The sequence below is a fragment of the Paenibacillus sp. CAU 1782 genome (assembly GCF_054551715.1).
Genome location: NZ_JBTOLL010000022.1, coordinates 60,828 through 81,553, shown reverse-complemented (window position 1 = coordinate 81,553; position 20,726 = coordinate 60,828). Strand labels below are relative to the sequence as shown.

19 protein-coding genes and 2 pseudogenes are annotated in these 20,726 nt (G+C 39.1%); 15 read left to right on the top strand and 6 right to left on the bottom strand.

The window, feature by feature from the left end:
- Positions 1-55: 55 nt before the first annotated feature.
- The 7 genes from fliW to ACX93W_RS24965 all read left to right on the top strand — a co-directional run bounded on the left by fliW (position 56) and on the right by ACX93W_RS24965 (position 4,515).
- A complete protein-coding gene (gene fliW / locus ACX93W_RS24995; protein ID WP_459395090.1) occupies positions 56-502 on the top strand; it encodes a flagellar assembly protein FliW in 447 nt (148 codons plus the stop codon).
- 1 nt (position 503) lies between these two features.
- Entirely contained in the window at positions 504-749 is a 246-nt protein-coding gene (csrA, locus tag ACX93W_RS24990; RefSeq protein WP_459395089.1) for a carbon storage regulator CsrA, read from the top strand.
- A 114-nt stretch (positions 750-863) separates the two neighbouring features.
- The gene (locus tag ACX93W_RS24985) at positions 864-1,715 is read left to right on the top strand and encodes a flagellin N-terminal helical domain-containing protein (protein WP_459395088.1); all 852 of its coding nucleotides are present in this window, start codon (positions 864-866) and stop codon (positions 1,713-1,715) included.
- Between the two features lie 116 nt (positions 1,716-1,831).
- The gene (locus ACX93W_RS24980; protein WP_459395087.1) at positions 1,832-2,218 is read left to right on the top strand and encodes a flagellar protein FlaG; all 387 of its coding nucleotides are present in this window, start codon (positions 1,832-1,834) and stop codon (positions 2,216-2,218) included.
- A gap of 25 nt (positions 2,219-2,243) precedes the next feature.
- The gene (fliD, locus tag ACX93W_RS24975; RefSeq protein ID WP_459395086.1) at positions 2,244-3,776 is read left to right on the top strand and encodes a flagellar filament capping protein FliD; all 1,533 of its coding nucleotides are present in this window, start codon (positions 2,244-2,246) and stop codon (positions 3,774-3,776) included.
- A gap of 17 nt (positions 3,777-3,793) precedes the next feature.
- Complete coding sequence (gene fliS, locus ACX93W_RS24970) at positions 3,794-4,192, top strand: flagellar export chaperone FliS (protein ID WP_459395085.1); 399 nt, start codon at positions 3,794-3,796, stop codon at positions 4,190-4,192.
- Complete coding sequence (locus ACX93W_RS24965; protein WP_459395084.1) at positions 4,189-4,515, top strand: hypothetical protein; 327 nt, start codon at positions 4,189-4,191, stop codon at positions 4,513-4,515. Before fliS ends, ACX93W_RS24965 begins: the two co-directional genes overlap by 4 nt.
- Before the next feature lie 73 nt (positions 4,516-4,588).
- Here ACX93W_RS24965 and ACX93W_RS24960 read toward each other — a convergent pair whose 3' ends face one another.
- Complete coding sequence (locus ACX93W_RS24960) at positions 4,589-6,523, bottom strand: tetratricopeptide repeat-containing glycosyltransferase family 2 protein (protein WP_459395083.1); 1,935 nt, start codon at positions 6,521-6,523, stop codon at positions 4,589-4,591.
- A gap of 153 nt (positions 6,524-6,676) precedes the next feature.
- Between ACX93W_RS24960 and ACX93W_RS24955 the strand changes: the two genes are divergently transcribed.
- The 7 genes from ACX93W_RS24955 (at position 6,677) to ACX93W_RS24925 (ending at position 16,062) form a co-directional block, all read left to right on the top strand.
- Positions 6,677-7,741, top strand: coding sequence for a glycosyltransferase (locus ACX93W_RS24955; protein ID WP_459395082.1), 1,065 nt, complete (start codon positions 6,677-6,679; stop codon positions 7,739-7,741).
- A 258-nt stretch (positions 7,742-7,999) separates the two neighbouring features.
- Positions 8,000-8,962, top strand: coding sequence for a class I SAM-dependent methyltransferase (locus tag ACX93W_RS24950; protein WP_459395081.1), 963 nt, complete (start codon positions 8,000-8,002; stop codon positions 8,960-8,962).
- Between the two features lie 91 nt (positions 8,963-9,053).
- A complete protein-coding gene (locus ACX93W_RS24945) occupies positions 9,054-10,163 on the top strand; it encodes a glycosyltransferase (RefSeq protein ID WP_459395080.1) in 1,110 nt (369 codons plus the stop codon).
- A gap of 190 nt (positions 10,164-10,353) precedes the next feature.
- Positions 10,354-11,667 carry a glycosyltransferase family 2 protein gene (locus tag ACX93W_RS24940; protein WP_459395079.1) on the top strand — a complete coding sequence of 438 codons (1,314 nt, stop codon included), beginning with the start codon at positions 10,354-10,356 and terminating at the stop codon, positions 11,665-11,667.
- Positions 11,668-11,693: 26 nt separating this feature from the next.
- The gene (locus ACX93W_RS24935; protein ID WP_459395078.1) at positions 11,694-12,965 is read left to right on the top strand and encodes a glycosyltransferase family 2 protein; all 1,272 of its coding nucleotides are present in this window, start codon (positions 11,694-11,696) and stop codon (positions 12,963-12,965) included.
- Positions 12,966-12,994: 29 nt separating this feature from the next.
- On the top strand, positions 12,995-14,581 hold the full coding sequence (locus ACX93W_RS24930; protein WP_459395077.1) for a glycosyltransferase: 1,587 nt from the start codon (positions 12,995-12,997) through the stop codon (positions 14,579-14,581).
- A 134-nt stretch (positions 14,582-14,715) separates the two neighbouring features.
- Positions 14,716-16,062 carry a glycosyltransferase gene (locus ACX93W_RS24925; RefSeq protein ID WP_459395076.1) on the top strand — a complete coding sequence of 449 codons (1,347 nt, stop codon included), beginning with the start codon at positions 14,716-14,718 and terminating at the stop codon, positions 16,060-16,062.
- A gap of 34 nt (positions 16,063-16,096) precedes the next feature.
- Here ACX93W_RS24925 and ACX93W_RS24920 read toward each other — a convergent pair whose 3' ends face one another.
- Both ACX93W_RS24920 and ACX93W_RS24915 read right to left on the bottom strand, forming a co-directional pair.
- Positions 16,097-16,753, bottom strand: a complete 657-nt coding sequence (locus ACX93W_RS24920) for an IS630 family transposase (protein ID WP_459395101.1) — start codon at positions 16,751-16,753, stop codon at positions 16,097-16,099.
- A gap of 14 nt (positions 16,754-16,767) precedes the next feature.
- A complete protein-coding gene (locus tag ACX93W_RS24915; RefSeq protein ID WP_459395075.1) occupies positions 16,768-17,226 on the bottom strand; it encodes a helix-turn-helix domain-containing protein in 459 nt (152 codons plus the stop codon).
- Positions 17,227-17,324: 98 nt separating this feature from the next.
- Here ACX93W_RS24915 and galE point away from each other — a divergent pair, with 98 nt between their 5' ends.
- A complete protein-coding gene (galE, locus tag ACX93W_RS24910; protein WP_459395074.1) occupies positions 17,325-18,320 on the top strand; it encodes a UDP-glucose 4-epimerase GalE in 996 nt (331 codons plus the stop codon).
- 238 nt (positions 18,321-18,558) lie between these two features.
- Here the strand turns inward: galE and ACX93W_RS24905 are convergent.
- The 3 genes and pseudogenes from ACX93W_RS24905 to ACX93W_RS24895 all read right to left on the bottom strand — a co-directional run.
- A pseudogene (locus ACX93W_RS24905) lies at positions 18,559-19,503 on the bottom strand (Gfo/Idh/MocA family protein); the annotation flags it as partial.
- A 30-nt stretch (positions 19,504-19,533) separates the two neighbouring features.
- Positions 19,534-19,905: pseudogene (locus tag ACX93W_RS24900) on the bottom strand (adenylyltransferase/cytidyltransferase family protein); the annotation flags it as partial.
- On the bottom strand, positions 19,902-20,687 hold the full coding sequence (locus ACX93W_RS24895) for an adenylyltransferase/cytidyltransferase family protein (RefSeq protein ID WP_459395073.1): 786 nt from the start codon (positions 20,685-20,687) through the stop codon (positions 19,902-19,904). The pseudogene ACX93W_RS24900 and the gene ACX93W_RS24895, both read right to left, overlap by 4 nt.
- Positions 20,688-20,726: the final 39 nt, after the last annotated feature.

Below are 20,726 nucleotides of genomic sequence, written 5' to 3'. Positions count from 1 at the left end.
TTTCTTTTGACCAGGGGCGGATGGGGTTGTTTGAAAAAAGAAGGAGAGTGACATCATGCTGGTGCAAACCTCAAGATTTGGAGAGTTGGACGTTAAAGAGGACGAGCTGTTTCATTTTGAACAAGGGATACCGGGATTCCGTCATGTGCAGAGATATGCCGTCATTGAAGTTGAGGACAGCCCGTTCATGTATCTGCAGTCCGCTGATCATGGAGACGTATCTTTTATTGTCGTATCTCCTTTTGATTTTCTGGAAAGTTATGAGTTCACGCTGCCAGAGGAAATTCAAGAAAGTCTTGGTCTAGAGAATGAGCAGCATGTAAAAATCGTAACTATTATTTCTGTCCGGAATGAGTTGGCATCCGCTACAATCAATTTGGGCGCCCCCATTATATTGAATACCCATCTTAAGCAAGGCGCGCAATATATATTGCCCGATGGGAAATACTCCATTCATCATCCGTTATTTGCAGGTGAAGTTTCGGCCGAAGGAGGAAGATAGGATGTTGGTGCTTAGCAGGAAAAGTGGGGAGTCCCTGATCATAAACGGCGATATAGAGGTGACCATACTGGAGGTTTCCAATGATGTGGTCAAAGTCGGGATAAAAGCCCCCAAAGAGGTGGGGATTTTGCGAAAAGAACTCTACGCTGAGGTCGAGCGGACCAATGTTTCGGCCGAGCATTCGGCCATTTCCAAAGAAGATTTGCTAAGACAATTTGGTGAAATTAAAAATCTAAAAAAGCTATAAACGTTTGACGCGGGACTGCCGATATAGTACATAGGGCTGATAAGGGCGGCCGACCTGAATCAGTTTACCACACGGACGTGGGAAATATAACCAACATTCAAGGAGGAAATATCAATGCGTATTAATCACAACATTACCGCTCTGAACAACCACCGTAACATGGGTCTTAACACAGCTGCTGCTGGTAAAAACATGGAAAAATTGTCTTCCGGTCTTCGTATTAACCGTGCTGGCGACGATGCTGCTGGTCTGGCAGTATCCGAAAAAATGCGTGGTCAAATCCGCGGCTTGGAGCAATCCCAACGTAACGTACAAGACGGTATCTCCTTCGTACAAACGGCTGAGGGCGCAATGAACGAAGTAAGCGCAATGCTGACTCGTATGAAAGAGCTGAACGTTCAAGCGTTGAACGGCACTTACTCTTCCACTGACCTGGCTAACATCCAAACAGAAGTTAGCGAGCTCAGCACTCAAATCTCCAACATCCTGGACGATACCAAATTTAACGGTATTTCCATCAGCAGCACTGCAGGCACAGCTGGTTCCACAGCAACTGGTTCTGTTGTTAAGATCCAAGCTAACGACAGCACTCAAACAATCGAAATCAAGAGAATTAACACGGCTTCGATTACTGGTACTGCTGCCAATGGCGCTGCAGGTGTAGGCGGACTTACTGCTTCCACAGCCCTGACTTCCATGACGTTGCAATCCATCGAGGGCGCTATTACAGCGGTTTCCTCCGAGCGCGCTAAGCTGGGTGCTACTCAAAACCGTCTGGAATACACTTCCAACAACTTGGGTACAACTGTTGAAAACCTGACTGCCGCTGAGTCCCGTATCCGCGATACAGACATGGCGAAGGAAATGGTCGAGCTCACCAAAAACAACATTTTGCTGCAAGCCTCGCAAGCGATGCTGGCGCAAGCCAACTCGGCACCGCAAGGCGTACTGTCGTTGCTCCGTTAATGACAGCTTGAGGATCAAACACAGAGGCTTTGGATTTTTATCCAAAGTCTCTGTTTGTATAGAAGCTTGTTTTTCAATCAAGTTTGATCTATTACCCTTGCAAATGAGGTGGAATTATGTCCTTCCAAATATCTTCTATACCCTCATCTTCCACAAGGCCAGCGGCAGCAGAGAGCTTCAGCTATGATAGTGCGCCAAAACAAAGGGATGAAGGCGATAATCTTCGTTCAACTTCAGAATTAAAGAAGGCAGAGCGAACAGGTTCAAAACTGTCCGTTAGTGATGAGCAAATGGTTAAAATGGTCGACCGTGCAATAAAGGCTATGCAAGGTCCGCATACCAGCGCGGAACTTTCAGTGCATGACGCCACCAATACGATCATGATTAAAATCATAAATACGGACACAGGCGAAATGATCCGCGAGATTCCTCCGGAAAAAACGCTTGATATCGTTGCCAAACTCATTGAAGTGAATGGATTGCTTATTGATACAAAAGTATAACTATAGATGAAATGGGGTGTATATCATGAGAATGACTGGCTTGGCTTCAGGAATGGACATCGATTCCATTGTTAAACAAATGATGGAAGCACGTAGGGCTCCGTTAGTAAAGCTTCAGCAAAAGTCGCTGGGTATCGAATATAGGCAGGAAGCGTACCGTTCGGTCAGCACGGCTTTGGTCGACCTTAGAAACAATAAGCTGCAAGACAACCTAAGTAGGTCTTCTGCAATCAATGCCAAAAAAGCGACTGTAACAGGAAATACATCCGCCATTTCTGTAACAACGTCATCTACCGGTGCTCCGGCGGGCGTATATAATGTTAAAGTCAAAGAATTGGGAACAGCTTCATCTATTCATTTAAAACTAGATGGTAATGGACCAACTGATAGTACAACACTTGCAGACTTGGGGTTTACAGGAACCAGCATTAAACTGGTTGACAACACAGATGCTTCAAATCCTAAGAGTGTTGAAATTTCCTATAATAGCAGCGATACACTTAATACCTTGCTAACCAAAATTAATAATAATAAAGCAGCCAATGTAACAGCCTTGTACAGTGAAGCAACTGGTGAAATTGTATTAACCTCAAAATCAAACGGGGAGCGTAAAATTTCACTTGAGGGCGGGAATATTAGTGATAGCAGTGTAACCCCGCCGCCCGCTAATTCAATTATCGCTACAGCAACAACAGGCAGTGATAGTAAGGTTGAAATTAACGGCTTGACGATGACAGCTACCAATAATAGAATTACGGTTAATGAGGTTATTATTCAGCTTAACCATGAAACGCCTTTAAATGAAGTTTCAACGATAACAGTTGCTACTGACAGCGTTAAAATTCTGGACAATATAAAAACCTTTATTTCCGAATATAATAAAGTTCTTGATACGCTAAATGGCAAGCTCGGAGAAGATAAATATCGTAGTTATGCTCCATTGACAGATGAACAACGAGAAGAGCTAACTGATAAACAAGCAGAGCTTTGGGATAGTAAAGCCAAAAGCGGTTTGCTTAAAAACGACGGTATTTTATCGCAGACAGTGTCTAAACTTCGGGAAGCGCTTATTAGCGATTTTGGACCAACAAAAGGTTTTAACATTCAATCCATCGGAATTACAACTGGACAATGGCATGAAAAAGGGAAGCTGGTTATTGCAGATGAAAGCAAGCTGCTTGCTGCAATTGAAAGTGATCCTGACCAAATCATGCAGTTGTTCACTGCAAAATCACCGGATAAACCTGCTGAAGGATATACAAAAGTGAATAATAAGGATTCCGGTGTATTTACAAGAGTAAGCGATATTCTAATGGAATCGATAAAGCTTTTGTCTGATAAAGCGGGTACATCGCAAGTTAGTACAGCCTTAACAGGGAATTTTCTGGAGAATTCATTATTAGGCACTGAAAAACGCCAAATTAACGATCGTATTACGAATCTAAACAGGCAATTGCTTTCAATGGAAACACAATATTACAAGAAGTTTACGGCTATGGAGTCGGCTATTAATAAATTCAATTCACAATCAAGCAGCCTGTCCAGCTTTTTGGGTTGATAAGGAGATGGGAACTTATGATTAATAACCCATATCACAAGTATCAGGAGTCGTCTGTTCAAACAGCGACTCCGGCTCAGTTAATTATTATGTTGTATGATGGAGCTATTCGTTTTACAAAACAAGCTATTCACGAAGTTTCACAACAGCGTTATGCCGGTGCAAATCAATTTTTTATTAAAGCCCAATCCATTATTCATGAGTTAATTGCTTCCCTTGATACGAATATTGAAATATCCAAAAATCTTTATTCCATTTATGAATATTTGCTCCATCTGCTGATTCAAGCCAACACAAAAAAATCGCCGGAGTTAGCGGAACAGGCGATTACGCATCTCGAGGAGTTGCGGGAGGCTTGGAAGCAGGCTATTAAGCAGCAAGGCGGGGGCCAAGTTGAAGCAGGGGCGTCAAAATGATTCAAGAGCTGGCCTTCTTATACGAAAAGACGCGTGGGCTTGTAGAGGAAACGACCGAAGTTCCCTATGAGCATTATGTCGAACTTGTTGAATTTAGAGAGAGTATCATTCAAAAGCTGTACCTGCACGGCGCTCTAAATGAAACTGAAAAAATGTATATTCAGCTAATTTCCCAGCTGGATAATGAAGTTAACCGGCGCATGCATGAGCACCGCAATAATGCCGCACAACAATTGAAAAAGCTGGAAGAAACGCGGAAGCAGCGCTCCGGTTATGATATGGATCTGGCGGGAGAAAGCTATTTTATAGATTATCGGAAATAAATAAGACTGCCATGATAAGACTGGTTATTATAAAGTCTCTGCCCTTGCATCGGGCAGAGACTTTGTGTTTTTGCTATAGCTTCAGAATAGCTGGCATTTTGGCAAGATGGGAGGATAAAGAAAGATAACGTTTTTTGAACTCCTTCAGTGTGTCTTGATCCTGACACCACGTAAACAGTAATCCATAGAATTCGCGGTTCTGCGGTTCTATTTCAATCGCTGTTGCGAGCCATGGAATTCCTTCTGCTACCAAATTATTTTTGAAATGGAGAATAGCAAAATTGGCATGGTTAACCGCATTAAGGCTATCCCAATCTGCTAATAAATTGAAGTAATCAATAGCTAAATCTGTACGGCCGACCCGATAGAAATAACCAGCCAACAGGTTGATTATGACTGGATGCTGAAACTTTCCAATCGCAGAGTCAAACAAGTCATATTGTTTCAAAATAAGCAATTCAGATAGGTAAGTAAAGATGATGGCCGAATGCTGATGTATCCATTCATCCTGAATAGCCGAATTGTTAATGGTGTTTAGTTGTTCCAGGTAGGAATGGAAATTAGGGTGAATCGTTTCCTTGGCGACCAGATTGGGACTGCCAAAAACTTGAGAACCTAAAAAGAGAAGAAGGATACTTTCTTGACCGTTCACCGGTCGCGGCAGTGTTTGGACTGCGGAGGTGAATCGATCTTGATTTTGCTCAAGAAGAGCCCATTTCATTTCGTCGTTAGCCAGCACGGTAATTTGATCGTGTAATTTGTTGCGATAGTAACTGGCCAGTTCTAGTTGCCCCAACCCAATGGATATTCTTAATAGCATAAAGTAATCGCTTTGTTTATTTTCGGGATATAGCTTCTCCATAAGTCCGATAATGGACTCGGTTGTGTCGGAGACTGTTAATACCTCTAAGAGATTCAATAAATATGGGTAATTATAGGGATTAATCTGCAGAAGCTTGGTTGAGTAGTGTACAAGATCAGTCAAGTTATTTTCTTTTTGGGCTAATTGAACCATTTTGATGAGAGGAATGGTTGTTCCATACTCAGGGTTAACAAGCCAGAAAGTATCCTGGGTTTGAGATAACTTGTCCGCCTTTTCGTAAGCGGCCAAATAATTAAGCCGGGCTTGTGAGTTCAGACCGGCATATTCGTAAATAAGCCCAAGCAAACAATAGTATTCCGGGTACTGCAGATGGGTGGAGAAAATACGATTAACGACTTCCAATGCTTCGCTCAAGCGGTCCTGTTTGGCATAGATGCTTACCATGTCGAAAGCACAATTCCAACGCCATGGGTTGTTTGATTCGGCTTTGCTTAATGCTCTTTCATAGCTGTATAATGCTTTTTTAAAATCGCCTTTAACCGCATGTTCGTTACCAATGGTAAAGTGGTCATATGGTGTAAAACCTGTTTTTTCTTTAAGTGCAGTGAAGATCTGGCGATTGCGTTCCGATTTGTTACGGGAATCCAGCATCTCTTGCAAATAACCCGTATGGAAAACGGTGAAGGGGGCCGTATAAGCCGCCAATGCCTCGCCATTTTTATCTGTAAGCTGTTCATGTATGGGGCGCTGATAGACGATCCCTTGACCGTTAGGGATTAGTCTTGGGATAGGAGCGGTTGAGATATTGGCATTTTGAACTGATTTCCCTAGATAGCTAACAACCGAGATGGAATAGACTTTATCGTCCAACGTATCCGTCTCGTGTAGAAACCACCTGAATTGCTCGGCATCTGCTGGATTAATATATTCATCCGCATCCAATACTAGAATCCATTTTCCTGTGGCATGCCGGAGGCTTTCATTACGCGCCGCTGAAAAGTCATTAACCCATTTGAAGTCATAAATGTGGGGAGTATATTTTAAAGCAATTTCTCTCGTGGAATCGGTAGATCCTGTATCCACAACAATAATTTCGTCGGCCAGGTTTCGAATACTATTCAAACAGCGTTCAAGGACATCCTGTTCATTTTTTACAATTAAACAAACCGATAATAGTTTGGTCATGTTTTCTCCTCGTGGGGGTCAAATAAAGTATAATGAAGTGAATGTACTATTATTATATCATTTATTATTTGGTACCGTGAGAGGATTTCAAGGTTAGAAGAGAATAATACAGGCGGAATTTCCGGTTCAATATATAAATAAACGGAGGTCTCTATGACAACTGTAGCATTGGTTATGATAGCAAAAAACGAAGCAGCTGTAATTGGCAGATGCTTGGAGAGCGTGAAGCCTCTAGTGGATGAAATGGTAGTGGTAGACACGGGTTCCAGCGATAATACGAAAGAAATTGCCTTGTCTTATGGAGCAACGGTATATGACTTCCAGTGGACGGACAATTTTTCAGACGCGCGTAATTTTGCTTTGTCCAAAACGACCTGTCGATGGTCGCTGGTTCTAGATGCCGATGATTATATTACCAATGATTGCGGTCCAGCCTTACGCCAGTTTATAGAGGGGGAGCCGGCAATCGGCCGGGTCAAAATTATTGATAAATTCAAAGGAAAAGAGGGAGACTCTTACGCGCAAAGCTTTGTATCCCGGTTGTATCCCAGCCATTTGCGCTATTCAGGCGTCATCCATGAGCAGTTAAACTCTGATTTGCCGCGCATCATTGTTGGTATTGAATATAATCATGACGGTTATTATCAAAATACGCGCTCGCAGCGTAATATCCCGCTTTTGCAGAAGGTGCTGGCTACGGACCCTTCAAATGCTTACTATCATTATCAAATCGCCAAAGAGTATCGCGGATTGGAAGATCACTCTGCCGCATACAGCCATTTGGAGCAGGCTTATCGCCATGGAGACCCGCGGGCAGGGTTTTACCCTAACATCGTCGTAGACCTCGTTTATGCCGCTATAGGGTGCGGCAAGCTGGAGGAGGTTCTTGAGGTCGTTCGCTCAGCTAGGAGCGGGTGGCAAGACTATAGCGATATCCATTTTGTATCGGGGCTTTATTATTTGGAACTAATCATGAAGCATACCGCCAAGTATATGGATCTGCTGCCCGAAATAGAGCGCTGCTACCTGACTTGTCTGGAAATAGGCGAGAACAACCAATATGATAGTGTGCTGGGAACGGGGAGTTATTTGGCCTATCATAATCTAGGTGTGTTTTATGAAGTGACGGGGGCTGTTCAGAAGGCGGTAGAATGCTATAAAAAGGCGGCTCAAGAGGGTTATGAGCCTTCCATTGTTAGGCTAGGCGCAATTTCATAGTAAGAGTGGGGAAATATTTTAAACCCAGTATTATCCATGATTGATTTTCTAATTAAATGTTCTGATTTCGCCGATAATATATTTAAACTTAGTGCTGCGATACTGAAAGTGAGGCTAACGCAGTGTCAGTGTGAGATCGTTTATGTAAAAACTAATAAATGAGGGGTCTTTTACTAAATATTGAGGAGAGATACACATAATGCATAAATATAAAAACCTTAACGAAAATAGTGAGCAATATTGGAGGAGAGACGGATCATGAACATCAAGTTATTTCCGTTTAATAGAATACCTAGTAATAGTAATATTATAATTTATGGTGCTGGTGATATAGGAGAAAGTTTTGTAAGGCAAGTACTAAGTCTCTCTTACTGTCATATCGAGGCTTGTGTTGATCAGAAGTTTAAAGAAAAGACATTAGTTGCTGGAGAAATAAGGGTGCTTAACCCCGCGGAGCTGATGAGTTTTGAATTCGATTTTATAGTCTTAGCTACACAGTCATTTAAAGTTGAAATGGAAAAATTCCTTAAAAATGAATTATCTATCCCTGATGAGAAAATAATTGTACCTCAAAACAATGAATGTTTTCTGCCAGGGATAGCGATTGACAGAGACTGGAGTAATTATTATACCAATGCTGAAAGCGGTGCTATGAGTCAATTTCAAAATTACATTAAACCCATTTTCGAGAAATATAGTATGTTTAACTCCGAATGGTCAACCATGGATTTTGCTTGTGGAAGAGGAAGGATTGCCAATATTTTAAAAGATAAATATAAAAAAATTATTTTATGTGATATTTCAAGAGATGCTCTTGACTATTGTTCCAAAAGATTTATTAATGAAAGAAATTTTGATTATATTCAAAGTGAGCCAGAATCATTATCAATTGAGAGTGAGACGTTAGATTTCATCTACTCTTGGGATGCTATGGTTCATTTTAATTACAAAATGATGGATATTTATATCAGTGAGTTCTCAAGGATTTTGAAGACTGGTGGATATTGTTTTATCCATCATTCAAATCTAAATAGTGTTGTAAGTGGACAAGGGAATAGTGTAAGTGATAATTTTCATGAAAATCCTCACTGGAGATCAAATATATCTTCAAATGATATTAAAAGAATGGCCAAAAGAAATGGGTTTGATATACTAGAGCAACAAGTTATTGATTGGGGAATGGAAAACATAGACTGTATTACTATTCTGGTGAAGAAATAATAAAATTTCATTATTCTCTGTGATTACTCATGAAAACCCAAAGTATAAATTATTGTGAATAAATATTATTATTTTGATGGGTTGGAGGCATATGAAAAGAATTAAAGTGTTACAATTTCCAATTGCGAATTCCCGAGGTGGAGTAACCCAATATGCTATGAAAAACTGGGAATTTATAAATAAAGAAAGATTTCAATTTGATTTTGCTACTTTGAGTAAAAAACTCGATTTTGAAGAAGAACTTACACAATACCGCTGTAAAGTACATTACTTGTCTTGTTCAGTTGAAGAGGATGAAGAAAAGTTTACTAAGGAATTCAAACAAGTCCTACAGGAAGGCTATGATATTGTTCATCTTCACACAACACTATGGAAGAGTTTTTTAGCTGAGAAGTTGGCTTTGGAATTTGGGGTAAAAAAAGTCATTGTTCATTCTCATAGCACAATGGTTGAGATTTTAAACGATAGGGATAGAGAGAAAGCGCTTGAAGTTCACAAAAAACAAAAGGAACTTTTTTCAAGTGATTTTGCTACTGATTTTTGGGCTTGCTCACAGTTGGCTGCCGATTGGTTGTTTGGTAATCAAATTCCAAAAAAACAAATATCAATAGCCAAAAACGCAATTAATGTAGAAGAATTTTCTTTTAACAAGGAGAAGAGAACCGAGTACCGAGAAAAATTGGGGTTAGAGAAGTGTTTTGTAATCGGGCATGTAGGTAGATTTGCGTATTCCAAAAACCATGAGATGATTATTGATATCTTCAGAGAAGTCTGTACTATTAAATCAAATGTACGGCTTATGTTGATTGGTACTGGATCAACACAACAACGCATTCTTGATAAAGTTAAATACTATGGTATTAGTGATAAAGTTATATTTATGGGGCAACGTAATGACGTTAATTATTTGTTGCAAGCTATAGATCTATTTATATTGCCATCAAGGTTTGAAGGATTACCTATTTCTCTAATCGAAGCCCAGGCGTCTGGTGTGAAGTGTTTATCAAGCTCAAATGTCACAAATGAGGTGGCAGTAACAGAGAACATTGAATTTATTCCTTTGGAAATTGATAAGTGGGTCGAGAGAATTATTTTTTATTCAAATGGATATGTTAGAAATAATGTTGACCAATTTATAATTGATAAGGGTTATGATATAAAAAAACAAATAAAAAACATAGAACAATTATATGATTTTTAAATCGTGAACGAGCCTCCCTGAAACTCATTTTGTAGTCGCAATTGTAATTTGGTGCAGGTAAAGAACATTACGTTTCTTTTCCTGTACAAGGCGGTGCAGATTTTTTTCGGGGAAGGTAACATTATTATTACATAGGACAATAAAAAAAATAACGTTTGAATATATTATTCTAATGTCAGGGGGGAGCTTGGTGCAGCTTACTAAGCGATTAAAATTAACTGTTATTATTCCTGTTTATAATGTCGAACAGTATCTAAGAACCTGTTTAGAGAGTGTATTATCCCAAACATTGAATGAAATTGAGATTATTTGTATAAATGATGGGTCGACAGATCATTCGCTAAGTATTTTAAAACATTTCCAATCAAAATATGAACATTTAATTGTAATTGATCAGGAAAATAAAGGTGTTGGTAATGCAAGAAATCAAGGGTTAGCTTTAGCAAAGGGGGAATTTGTTGCTTTTATGGACCCCGACGATTACTATCCTAATGAGAATGTATTGGAATTGTTATATGTTAAGGCAAAGGAGCAAAATGTGTTAATTTGTGGAGGCTCTTTCAGCCAAGTTAAAGAAGGTTTTTTAACTACTTATTTTACAGGATGGCGAAAGGGTTATACGTTCACCAATGAAGATAGAATGAACTTTAGTGAATATCAGTACCCATATGCTTTTTCCAGGTACATTTATAATGTTGATCTTTTGAAAAGGGAACATATTTTATTTCCGACGTACACAAGATATCAGGATGTTTCTTTTTTGGTTGAAGCTTTGACACGTGCCGAGGAATTTTACGCTATTCCCAACGTTGTTTACTGTTATAGAGTAGGCCACAAAGCAGTTGAACTTACACCTAAGAAAACTCTAGACTGGGCTAGTGGTGTGCTAGGTTTATTAAAGTTTTCTAGAGAAAATAAATTAAATAAAGTACACAGGACTATATTAAATCATAGCTATGAAACGCTATATCCCGTTATTTATAAGTACATAGCTGAAGGGGATAAGGATTTACTTTCTTTAGCGATACAAATAAATGAATCAATCGATTTGGAGTTATTATCTGACAATTTAGATGTGCAAGAATTAAACTATTTTCTGAAAACTGATGAAATAGATACCTTTACAAGTAATATTCAGATTAAAGAGGAGCAATTTTTAAAGTATACACAATCATTCAACACAATTATTTTGTATGGAGCAGGACGCTTGGGCGTAAAGGTAGCAAAATATTTAAAAGATGTTGGAAAAATAAACATGAATTATTTTGCCGTTTCATCAATGGTAGATAATCCCAATGAAGTTATGGGCATTCCTGTAAGGTTGATAACTGAACTAACAGGTTTTAAAGAGGATGCGTTGGTAATTATATCTACCTATACAGGGTTACATAGTGAGATTTCGCATAAATTAAGCGAACTAAACTTTAAAAATGTTCTTCCGATTAACGCTCAAGAATTTCAATTGTTTGGTTCCTTATCAGGTCGAACAGTTGAAGCTGTTTGAAAAACCTGGGGAGGAGGGAGATTATTATGGAAAGGAATTCTGCTGTCCAGGTATCCATTATTGTACCGGTGTATAATGTTGAATTGTATTTAAAAGACTGCCTTAATAGTTTACTACATCAAACATTCAGGGATATTGAAATAATTTGTATAAACGATGCTTCTACCGACCATTCACTTGATATTTTAAGAAAGTATGCTCACATGGATAATCGAATTGTGATTATTGATAGTCCTGAAAACAGGGGATTATCATATTCAAGAAATCAGGGATTAGCACATGCACGAGGGGAATACGTGTATTTTCTTGATTCGGATGATTTAATCGTTCCAAATGCTATAGAAGAATTGTTTATACATGCCGAAGAAAAGAACCTGGACATTGTGTATTTTGAAGCGCAGTTACTCTTCGAAAATAAAGAACTTAATACACGATTCCATTCTTATAAAGAGGAGTTTAATGTGCTCTGTCCCGATGTTGCATCAGGAACTGCACTATTTACCCATTTGATTTCAAACAGGGATTGGGTAGCGAGTGTTTGTCGTCAATTTTGGAGACGAGATTATTTGAAAGAAAATAATTTTAGTTTTTATGAAAATATTATTCATGAAGATGAATTATTTTCATTTTTAACACTTATTAATGCAAATAGAGTATCCTGTTTGAAAAAGCAGTACTTTATTCGTCGTATACGTGAGCAATCTATTACTACATCCGCAGTTTCTCGTAAAAATTTTATAGGTGTTTTTATTTGCTATTGTGAGATCATAATGTTTTGGGAAAAGCGAAAATTTAATAATATTGTAAACCAGTCTATCGCAGATTACCTATTTCGTCTCTCTACTAGTTTAAAAAACACTTACCTCAAAATAAATGGTGATGTTGCTATCGAAGATATTGAAAAAATTGCATCATCGCATCAAAACTTTAGACAGTTGTTTTCCCTCTTTATTTCAAATATAAACAATGGAAATACGGCTATGCTTGGTTTATTAGAGAATGAAGAGAAAGTAAGACAAATAGAAATCCACTCAAAAGTTGTTATATATGGCGCTGGGATAGTAGCAAAAGATATATTAGAACTCTTAAATAGAAATGATAAATCTCTTTATTGCTTTGCGGTATCTGATGTGTCACTTAATAAAAAGTTTTTAATGGGGCATCCAGTAGTTGGTATTAATGATTTAATTCCTTATAAAAATGAAGTAGTTATCCTATTGGGGATTTCTTCGAGGTATAAGAAGAAAGTAAATGAAAAGTTAGAAGAACTTGGTTTTAAAAATATTATCAAATTTTAATTTCGGCAAGCTAGACTGGATGTGATAAGGTGGGTGTTAAAGAGGACTGTTTGATAACCGTTGTTATCCCTGTCTACAACGTTGAATTATATCTAGATCAATGTCTAGGATCGGTATGCAGTCAAAGTTATCAAAACATTGAAGTGATTGTTCTTAATGACGGTTCCACAGATAGCTCAGGGAGTATTTGTGAATGGTGGGCTCAAAAGGATGAGAGGATCTCCTATGTACAGCATAGTAATATCGGATTGGGTTTGACAAGGAACCGTGGAATTCAGCTTTCTAAGGGCAAATATATTACATTTATAGATTCTGATGACTGGATAGACAATGATTTCATAAAGATTATGTATGAAAAAATGGAACGAGAACATGTTGATATTTGTACGTGCGATTACCAAGAGTTTGATGAGAGTAAAAAAGAATTAGGGAACATTAAAAAAAGCGGAGCCGCCTCCAACCTTCTACTTCCTCATATGTGGGGACGATTATTTAATAAGAACCTATTTACCGAATATGATATAAAAATGCCCTTCGGTGCTTACGAGGATTTAGCAACCTATCCAATATTGGATAGGCTAGCATCTAGCACAGTTTTTGTAGAAAAGTCATTGTACTATTATAGAGTGAATACCGGCAAAAGCATAATGAATAATTTAGAGTATGTAAAACAATACCCAGAGGTATTCCATCGTCTAATTAATGAATTTAAAAGACTTAATATATATGAATCAAATAAAGATCAATTGGCCACACTTGCTTTTCTGAATATGAAATATGGTTTGAAACGAGTCAAGAAAGTGTGGGAAGTGGAAGAATACCAACAAGAATTATCGCGTTTCAAGCATGTGCTTCAAGAGTATTTTGATGATAATGCGCGTGTATATCAACAAAAAATATGGGTATGGGGAAGCTACAATTTAAGCAGACTAGCGCAATATCTTATGTTTGATTTTGATATAGCGGAAAAAGAAACCACTTATTATGGGTTTTCCAGTATCATTTCGCTCATGTCAGAAGAGCATGTCTTTGAAATGAAACATACGAATGCCTTTCGGACCAATATGATGAGAAGGGATTTTGAAAAGACATTTAAACACTTAGAGAGCAGCAAGAATGATTACATTGTGCTCGACTTCCTGGAAGAAAGATATGATATTTTGAAAATAAATCATTCCTTTGTAACGAGAAGTGAGGCATTGGACCAAAGTTCATTTTCTGTACGCGATTTTACGGTTATACGGCGTGACAGTAATGAATGTAAAGAGTTGTGGGAAGAAAGTTGTTTGATGATGATTGACCTCCTGAAAAGGAAATTTTCATTAGAGAGAATTATTCTAGTAGAATCCTATTTATGTGAAAATTATCAAGACAAAAATACGGAAATGACTTATTCATTTAATAATGTATATCAAGCAAACATTATTTTAAGCCATTATTACTCATTTTTTAAAGACAATCTTCCAGGGATTAAAGTAGTTCGTATTCCTGAAGAAATAAATTATTCTGACAAACACTTCGTGCATGGCTGCGAGCCATTTTACCTGAATGCTAATGCAATAAAAAAACTTGCTGACAATATATTGTTATTTATTAGAGAATTAACAAAAAATTAGAAGGCCTTGTGCCTTAAGTAATAAGAGATTTAACTGGCGGGATTAGGGGAAGAAATATGAGTTTGGGTATATAGCTATATTATTCACCGGGCTAAATTTAGATAAAAAAATGAAACTTTGATATAGGAGACCTTATGGTAAAAATATCGGTAATTATTCCCGTTTTTAATGTTGAGCCATATTTGCAACAATGTTTGGAAAGCGTTGTTAATCAAACTCTGCGGGATATTGAAATCATTTGTATCAATGATGGTTCAACTGATAATTCACTGCAACTTCTTCAAGAATATGCTGCAGCGGATACGCGGATTAAGATTATTGACAAGCCGAATACGGGTTATGGACATTCTATGAACCAAGGCTTAAAGAGTGCAACCGGTGAATATATTGGGATTATCGAGAGCGATGATTTTGCTGCGCTTGACATGTTTGAAAAGCTATATAAAATTGCTCATGCCAATGATGTAGAGGTTGTGAAGTCTAATTATTTTAGTTACAGGAGCCATCCGAAATCATTTACTCTGAATGAGAACTTAGATAGGTGTCCTTATCATATCTGTTTTTCACCCTCTGACTATCCGGCTGTTTTTCTTACCACTGCGAGTATATGGAGCGGGATATACAAAACAAGTTTTCTTAAAGAAAATGAAATTACATTCAACGAAACGCCAGGTGCTTCTTATCAGGACACAGCTTTTATGTTTAAGGTATGGGCTTTAGCAAAACGAGCCTTTTTAACGGATGAAGGGCTTTTGTACTATAGAATTGATAACTTAGGTTCCTCTATAAATTCGGTATCAAAAATATTTTGCGTATGTGATGAGCATGCCGAAATTGAGAGATTTTTGTCCGAATTGCCGGACGCTTCAAATCGAATGCATGAGATTAATGTTGCTGTAAAGTATAAGAATTATAGGTGGAATTACGAAAGACTTTCTGTTCCATTCCAATATGCGTTCCTGTTAAAGATGGAAAAAGAACTGAAGTTTGATCAAAAGCGTGACTTAATAAACGAAGATTTTTTTTCTCCACTTGAAATTAGCGATTTGCATGCTATCATTCAGGACCGGGATACTTTCTACGTGCGAACATCCAAAGACAGCAAAGATGAACGATTGTGGATTAATTCAAACCTGAGTTTGCAAATGTATAGAAAGATTTTTTTTGAAACGATAGAGGGTTTTTCGGGGAATATTATTTTTGGCGCAGGTGTTATAGGTCAAAGAGTTATGCAGTATCTCGTGGATGAAAAGAAATCGAGTCGCACGCTATGCTTTGCGGTATCTTCACCTGAGAGCCCATTGGACATAATGGGTCTTCCTGTAAAAGCAATAGACACATTAGCGAGTTTTAAAGAAGATTACGTCGTCCTTGTCGCTATTAAAGAACGCGACCAATATGAGGTTTTTCAGAGATTGAGTTATTTGGGCTTTAAGCATATTATCCCGGTCGATGCTACATTAATGAGGGCCTTATCTTGAACTGGTGCCTTAGCAGCCTAGTACCTTGACCGCATCAAATTTTAGGATATAAGTGCTTTAATTTGCCTCTGGCTTGCTCTGTTGTGAAATGCCATTGGATCGATTTTTGATCCTGGTTGCGCTTGTTTTTCCAAGCCGTTACTTCTTGCTGTAATTGTTCAATTGAGCTAATTCGGCGGTGCAGACATTGTATCGTCATTGCGCTCAGTTCAATTTCAACGATGTTTAGCCAGCTCCCGTGTTTAGGAGTGTAATGGATCTCCAAACGCTTAGCTAACGAGAGAGCTACGTCAGGCGTAAACGTTTCGTACAGCGACGAAATGGTATGTGTGTTCAAGTTATCCATAACGAGTCGAATGCGCTTGGCACTTCGATAATGGACCTCAAGTAGCTCGCGGACCTGCTCTGCCCAGTCCAATTTGGTTCGTCTTTGGCTGGCACTAACATGGCGCCAACCGGCCAAAGGTTCTGTGAATAAAAACAGGGTGCAGCTGCCTTTACGCTCGTATTCATAGTCTTCCCGGCGTACCTTTCCCGGTTTCATCTTCTCTGGCGGGCGAGAATGATCAAGCAGTTGCACAGGTTGCTCATCCATACAAATGAGCGGGATTTCGGGATCATACGGAAGCGCGTAGGTTTCAAGCACGTCTTCCATGCGGGCGACAAATTCAGCATTGGCATTTGCAGGTATGCACCATTGCTTTTTTAAATGAGGCTTAAGTTTCGTTTTTTTAACGTTTGGCGAATGGTTTCCCGTCCAACGGACTCCATAATGCCCAGTTCTACCACACGACTTGTCAGAAGGCGTACCGTCCAGCGGGCATATCCGGATGGTGGCTCAGAGCATGCCAGTGCAATGATGCGAGCTTCCTCTTCGCCGGTAATTGCAGCAGGACGACCGGGATTAGGACGCTGCCGATAGTGAAGTGTCGATTCCAAGCCATGCGTACAATAGTCTTTAATTGTATGATGGACTGTAACGTCGCTGACACCGACACGTTGGGCAATTTCAATCTGCTTCGGAATCGGACCTTGGCTCTCATCAGCCAATAATAAAATGAGGCAGCGATTGCGGATCCCTTTGGAAGTCTTATTGTCATGCACAAACCGATTAATCTGCTCTCGCTCTTCTGCACTCAGTTCAATCGTATATTTTTTGTACATTGGTAACCCTCCCATATACTTCTACTTAAGAGGGTAATTCTAAAATGCTACGCGGTCAAGGTACTAGGCAGAACTAAACTTGAAAGAGGACAACGATAATGAATGTTCTGGTAACGGGTGGGGCAGGGTATATAGGTTGTCATACATCGATTGCTCTGCTTCAGGCGGGGCATCAAGTCATTGTAATAGATAATCTGTGCAACAGCAGAATTGAAAATATTCAAGCTGTACAAAAAATTACTGGTAAAGGGGTTATCTTTTATCAAATTGATGTAACAGATAGTTGTTCTGTTAATAAAATATTTGCAGATCACCATATAGATGCTGTTATGCATTTTGCTGGGCTAAAATCTGTAGGTGAGTCTATAAAACAACCAGCCCGATATTACAGAACTAATGTCATCGGTACATTAGTTCTAATTGAAGCTTGCGAGAAATATGGTGTAAACCGACTTGTTTTTAGCTCCTCGGCAACCGTATACGGCTGCAACCAGGTGCCGTTTGTCGAATCGATGAGCCTTTTACCTCCTACGAATCCATACGGCGAAACAAAGGCTATGAGCGAACAAATATTAAGAAGCATTGTTCAGTCCTCGCCTGAACTTTGTGTGGCCATCCTCCGGTATTTCAATCCAGCAGGAGCTCATGAAAGTGGCTTAATAGGCGAGATACCGCGGGGTGTGCCCAACAACCTGATGCCTTTTATTACTCAAGTAGCTAAGAGGAAGCTAGGAAAGCTGACTATATTCGGAAACGATTACTCTACTATAGATGGTACCGGTGTTCGCGATTATATTCACGTTGTAGATCTTGCGGAGGGCCACTTGGCGGCTTTGCACCATATGAAAAGAGGTTCTCATGTTTTTAATCTGGGTACTGGGCGTGGCACAAGTGTATTACAACTTGTAAGAGCCTTTGAAGAGGCAAATAATATAGAAGTGCCTATTGAGTTTGCTCAACGGCGATCTGGCGACATCCCTTTGTGTTATGCAGATGTTGCAAAGGCGCAAAGCGAATTGATGTGGATGGCAAAGCGCGATATACTTTCTATGTGTCGGGATGCATGGAATTTTGAAAAAAACAATCACATATAGTGTTGAAAATTTTTGTCAAGCAGAAGGCGGATTGGGCTATTCAAAAATCCATTAAAATAAAAGGGCTGGGCGAGAAAACGTAAAGTTTTCCGCCCAGTATTTTTGTGTGCCTGCTTTTGTAGGCATGTAGCGAGGTAGATGCCTGTTAATTTCAGGAGGTTGTTGTGCCAAAGCCACAATCCCAATTCAATTGTAATGTTTCCGCTCTGTTATCTATAGATAAGTAATTGCGAGTCTATCAGGATTCATTCCCTCTTATGTTCAAAAACTGCTCTATAACCCTCGCCATTGAGATGGACTCTTCGGCAGTTAATTTGTAATTGCGCCTCGCTGGCTCGCTTATATTTCGAACAAAGTCTGCAAGTTCAAAGCGCATTCCATATCCCGGGAAAGGTGCGAAAAAGCTTTCATTTTGATCCGGATTTTCGTAACATACCTCAAATGTTTTAGTCAGCCACCAAGGTGATTTAACATGGATATATCCTTTAGTTCCGGAAATAATTAACTGTCCTTCGCTTTTCACACCTATACCGGTTTTGACTGTAGCAATTGCATCGTCAAAGCGGAAATATGCCTTTGTATAGATATCTACATCATTTGAATCTTTAAAACAATCAAACCGTACATCATTAAATTTTGTTCCCAACAACTTCATAATGGGCAGCAAATTATAGCTCGCCAGTTCAGTAAAACTGCCTCCGACTACGGAGTGATATTCCCGGACATCAGGGTCTCTCGGTATAAGTTTTGTGAATGTGGCTTCCACATCATATATTTTTCCGATCCGCCCACTCTTTGCAATTGCAAGGAGGTTGAGAAAGCTAGGAGCATAGGCTGTTTTGATAGCTTCCATTAGTACAAGGCCTGTTTGCCGTGCCAATTCATACAACTCACGCGCTTCGTTTTCACGCAGAACCATTGGTTTTTCGCAAAGCACATGCTTTCCTGCCAACAAAGCCTGACGGGCATATTCATAATGGGTTTCGTGAGGCGAGGCAATATAAATACTATCAACTTCATCAAGAAACATTTCATAGTTATCAAATGCCTTAGCTAGTTCAAAATGATTTGCAAAGGCTTTAGCGCTGCTTAAGCGCGGGTTAAATACCGATGTCACAGATATGCCGCTAACAAATTTCGTTTCATCCATTGTTCTCTCTGCTATTCGGCCGCTACCAACGATACCAAGCCTGATGGTTCTGTTTCGTTCAATTCGCAGTTCTGTACTAGAAATGTCTTTTGTCCTTTCTAGATATACAACCTCGCAATATTCATTTAGATAGTCAAATGTGCCGCGCCAATCGGAGCCCACAACGAAAATATCAATGTTAAACTTTTGAACGTCTCCAATCTTCTGACTTTCATGATCTTCCACAATTATTTCATCGGCATAGCCACAGCTTCGCACATTATCAATACGACGCATTAGGGAGTCAACAACATTCATTTTTCCTCTTTGAATGTCATATTGTTCAGTTGTAACGCCTACGATAAGGTAGTCGCCTAGCGCTTTTGCACGCTCCAATAATCGACGGTGGCCTTCATGAAATAAATCAAATGTCCCGTAAGTTATCACTTTTTTCATATTATTCTCCCCGGTCCGATTCCTAGTGAACGTAAAAGCGATATAATTTGTGAATGATAAACTGTAGAAGCAATTATGATACGGTCATATTCATTCTCGACTAAACGTATTTCCTCAGGGGTAAAACAACGTTTTCCGTTGAACAAATCTCCAGATTTTGCATAAGTATCTGCAAATGCAACAATTTCGCAGAAATTCAAAGCGGAAAGCTGGCGAAAATATTGTTCTCCTACCTTGCCAATTCCATAAATAATGATTCGCTCTTTTTTATTCACCTTATCAAAGGGAAACAAGTATTGAAATCCAGCATCTATTTTTTTTGCTATATCGGCCTCTAAAGCTTTAGGGGGAAGAGTAATCTCTTGCAAACTACTGGTTGATATTTCTTTGGTGTATGGGAAAAATACCAGGTCGACTCCTAATGCTTTTAATTTATTTTCTTCATGTGCCCACCCATCCGCAACATGGTCATCTCCACTAAACATTGCATCGAAACGGTACTTTTCTAATGCGGCAAGTTTATTTATCAAGGGTTCTGTAGTGACATCAACCTCATCTACATATTTGAGTGCTTCTACAATCTGTAAGCGTGCATTAAGAGGTATGGTTGGCCATTTATTTTTGTGCTTGGCTACCAGCTCATCTGTAAGAACACCAACAATCAGCCTGTCACACCGGTCCTTGGAACGGCGAATTAAATTAAGGTGCCCAATATGAAACATATCGAAGACACCCGAGATATAACCTGTACGCCATCGTTTATTTGTATCTGTTGATAACATATTGTTTAGCCCCCAACATGTCAAATAATGATGCACTTT